Below are 3970 nucleotides of genomic sequence, written 5' to 3'. Positions count from 1 at the left end.
CCCCACGTCGTGGCCTGGAACCTCACGCGGCGCTGCAACCTCCGCTGCTCCCACTGCTACATCTCGGCCGGCCCGTCGGAGACCGCCGAGGGCGAGCTCGACACCGCGGCGTGCCGCCGCGTCATCGACCAGCTGCTCGCAGTGAACCGCGCGCCGATGCTCATCCTCTCGGGGGGCGAGCCGCTGCTTCGCGACGACCTGACTGAAATCGCCGCGTACGCGTCGCACCGCGGCGCCACCGTGGTCGTCGGCACCAACGGGACGTTGCTCACCGACGATCGCATCGCGGCCCTGAAGGATGCCGGCGTCACCGGGGTCGCCGTGAGCGTCGACTCGCTGCGGCCCCAGTACCACGACAACTTCCGCCGCAAGAGCGACGCCTTGGCGGACACCAAGGCCGCGATCGAGCGGCTGCGTGCCCACCGGCTCGACTTCATCGTCCAGACCACTGCCACGAAGGGGAACCAGGCCGAGGTCCCGGTACTCGCTGAGTGGGCCGCCGCCCAGGGCGCGGTCGCGTTCAACCTCTATTTCCTGGTGCCCACGGGACGCGGCGGGCAGCTCACGGACCTTTCGGCCGACGACTACGAGGATCTGCTCGGCGTCCTGGCGGGGTTCGAGCGCCGGTACCGCGGGGCGATGATGGTGCGCGCCAAGTGCGCCCCTCACTTCATCCGGCGCGTCTACGACGAGACTCCCGACTCGCCGCTCCTCGACTACCAGACGCGCTGCCCCTGCGGGATCCAGTACTGCCGGATCACACCCGAGGGGACCATCACGCCGTGCCCCTACCTGCCCACCGTCGCCGGCGACCTTAGGACCCAGACGTTCGCGGAGATCTGGAACGGCTCCGAGGTCTTCGCCGACCTCAGGCGCCGGGAGCTGGGCGGGAAGTGCGGCATCTGCGAGTACCGGATGATCTGCGGCGGCTGCCGCGCCCGCGCCTTCGCGGCCACCGGCGACTACCTCGCCGCCGACCCCTCGTGTGCGTATGAGCCCACCGGCGAGCGTCCGCTGATCGCGCGCCGCGAGGTGACGTACGGCGCCGCCGCCGCGCCCGGCCTCGCCTGGAGCGACGCCGCCCGCGAGCGCCTCGGCCGCATCCCGTCGTTCGTGCGCGGCATCGTCGTCAAGCGGATCGAAGACTACGCCAGGGCCCGCGGACTCAGCACCATCACGCCGGAAATGCTGAGCGAGATCCGCGGCGCCATGCCCATCGACTTCTCCCGGCGCAAACCCTTCTTCGTCCGCGATGACTGAACTCTTCCCGTTCCTCCAGGCCGCCGCCGACACCGCCGGCGCCTATCGGGCCTTCCCGGTCATAGGGAGCCGCGCCGCGGTCTGGATCGCCGCCCAGGTCCACCTGATGTTCGCCGCGTTCGTCCTCGGCGTGCCGATGTTCGCCGTGATCACGGAAGCGATCGGCATCTTCACCAAGGACACCCGCTACAAGGAGCGCTACGACAAGCTCTCCAAGGAGTTCACCCGCCTCCTCCTGGTGGCCTACAGCGCCACCGCCATCTGGGGCGCGGTCCTGGTCTTCCTTCTCACGACGCTCTATCCACGCTTCTGGAACCACATGACGGAGATCTTCCATCTGTCGATGTGGATCTACGTCTCGATCTTCTTCGTCGAGTCCTTCACGCTCTACCTCTACTACTACGGCTGGGACCACTGGAAGTCGGGCCGCGCCAAACTGGGCCACTGGGGGCTGGGGATCCTGCTCAACGTCTTCGGCACGGCCGTGATGCTGATCGCCAACGGCTGGCTCACCTACATGATGAGCCCGCCCGCCGGGATGACGGCCGAGACCCTGCCGGCGGACGTGGGGCTCTGGAACGCGCTCGCCAACATGACGTGGATGCCGATCAACATCCACCGCTTCATCGCCAACGCGGTGTTCGGCGGCTCGATCGTCGCCGCGTACGCCGCCTACCGGTTCCTCGCCGCCACCACCGACGAGGAGCGGGCGCACTACGACTGGATGGGGTACGTCGGCAACTTCATCGCCATCTCGACCTTCATCGTCCTCCCGTTCGCCGGCTACTGGCTGGGCCGCGAGATCTACGAGTACAACCAGCAGCTGGGCATCACGATGATGGGCGGCTTCATGAGCTGGCTGTGGATCCTCCAGGCCTTCCTGATCGGCGTGCTCTTCCTGGCGGGCAACTACTACTTGTGGATAGGCATGGACCGCATCCCGGGCGCCGAGCGCTACCGGCCCTACACCAAGTGGCTGCTCATCATCCTGGTGCTGGGCGTGATTGTCTGGTCCACCCCGCACACCATGATCGCGAGCCGCGCCGAGCTCGAAGCGATGGGGGGGTCCCACCACCCGTTCCTCGGCGTGCTCGGCGTGATGAGCGCCAAGAACACCGCCGTGAACCTGATGATCCTCACCACCTTCCTCTCGTTCCTGCTCTACCGCCGCGCCAACCAGGAGCCGGTAGTGGCCTGGGCCAAACAGGGGATGCTGGCACAGTGGGTGATGTTCGGGATCGCCGCGGCCGTGGTGCTCTTCTTCGGCGTCTACGGCTACTTCGTCTCGGCCATCGTGCGGATCGGCTTCAGCGTCTATCAGGTGCTCGCGGTGCTCACCACGATCGTCGTGGTCACCACCCTCGACCTATTCCTCCTCAAGGGCGCCAAGCCCCTGGGCGAGATCCGCTGGGGACAGATGCCGGCGCGGTCCCAGTACGCGCTCTTCGTGCTCGCGATCACCTTCACCTGGCTGATGGGGCTGATGGGCTTCGCGCGGAGCGGCATCCGCCAGCACTGGCACGTCTTCGAGGTCATGCGCGACTACAGCCCCGACGCGGCGACGCCGGCCCTCGGCCAGGCCTCCATCATGATCAGCATCTGCGTGCTGATCTTCCTGGCGCTCGTGTCGTTCATCTTCTGGATCTCGGAGCTGGGCAGCCATCCGCCGGCGCCGCGCGCCGTCGCCGCGCCGGCCGCCGCTCCCGCCGCGGGAGACTGAGGCAACCATGTGGCGCACCAATCTCACCATCGTCGGCCTGGTCATCGGCGTGCTGGCGCTTTATACGCTGGTCGCCAACAGCATCCCCCAGATCCAGTCGGAGGTCCCGCAGGCCGTGGACCTCTCGGGAGACGTCAGCCCCCGGCAGCTGGCCGCCGTTGGCGAGCGCATCTTCAACGGCGCCGGCGGCTGCACCGCCTGCCACGGCCTCGGCACCCGGGCACCCAACCTCCTCACCGACGAGATGGGCGCGGGACCGATCGGCGCCCGGTGTGGAAACCGCAGGCCCGGGATGAGCTGCAAGGACTACCTGTACGAGTCGCTGACCGAGCCGGCCGTTCACGTCGTCGAAGGCTACCAGCCCATCATGCAGGACATGCGCCGCACCATGCCGGCCGACCAGATCTGGGCGGTCGTCGCGTTCCTGGAGAGCCAGGGCGGCACCATCGACGTGACCGCCGAGGACGTTCAGTCGGCCCAGTCCGCTCCGCCGGCTGGGGCGCCGGCGGCCGCGACCGCGAGCCTCGAGCCGCGCGAGATCCTGGCCGGCAACGCCTGCCTGGGGTGCCACAAGCTCGGCAGTGAGGGCGGCGCCGTCGGCCCACCCTTCGACGGGATGGGTGGCCGGCTCCAGCCCGACCAGATCCGCCAAGCGATCCTGAACCCCGGCGCCTCCATGACGCGGGGCTACGAGGCCATGGCAGGCGTCATGCCGGCCACCTTCGGGCAGCAGCTCACCGCGGCGCAGCTCGAGGCCGTGGTGAGCTTCCTGTCGAGCCAGAGGTGAGCCCCTGAGCGAGCCCACCCCCGGCGCCCGCGTCCGGTTCCCCCGCGGGTCGCTGGCCGAGCTGCGCGCCGCGCTGCGCCACCCCTTCTGGCAGGCCGTTGCCCTGCTCGTCGGTTCGTACCTCCTGTTCGAGTTCGGCATCGAGTACCTGCCGCGCCTGTTCTTCGCCACGAGCGCGCCGATCCCCAACAGCATCCTGGTGC

At 68.8% G+C, this 3970-nt stretch carries 3 protein-coding genes; all 3 read left to right on the top strand.

The features are described from left to right. Nucleotides 1-1260, top strand: a 1260-nt coding sequence (locus Q8Q85_11665) for a radical SAM protein (protein MDP3774912.1), incomplete at its 5' end; no start/stop codon positions are given. After that, nucleotides 1253-2980, top strand: a complete 1728-nt coding sequence (locus Q8Q85_11660; GenBank protein ID MDP3774911.1) for a cytochrome ubiquinol oxidase subunit I — start codon at nucleotides 1253-1255, stop codon at nucleotides 2978-2980. The genes Q8Q85_11665 and Q8Q85_11660, both read left to right, overlap by 8 nt. Before the next feature lie 7 nt (nucleotides 2981-2987). Next, entirely contained in the window at nucleotides 2988-3767 is a 780-nt protein-coding gene (locus tag Q8Q85_11655; protein ID MDP3774910.1) for a c-type cytochrome, read from the top strand. The last annotated feature ends 203 nt before the right edge of the window (nucleotides 3768-3970 follow it).

Source organism: Gemmatimonadales bacterium, from assembly GCA_030697825.1.
GTDB lineage: Bacteria > Gemmatimonadota > Gemmatimonadetes > Gemmatimonadales > JACORV01 > JACORV01.
Note: the sequence above shows the minus strand (reverse complement) of the source record. Positions and strands in the feature narration are given on the sequence as shown.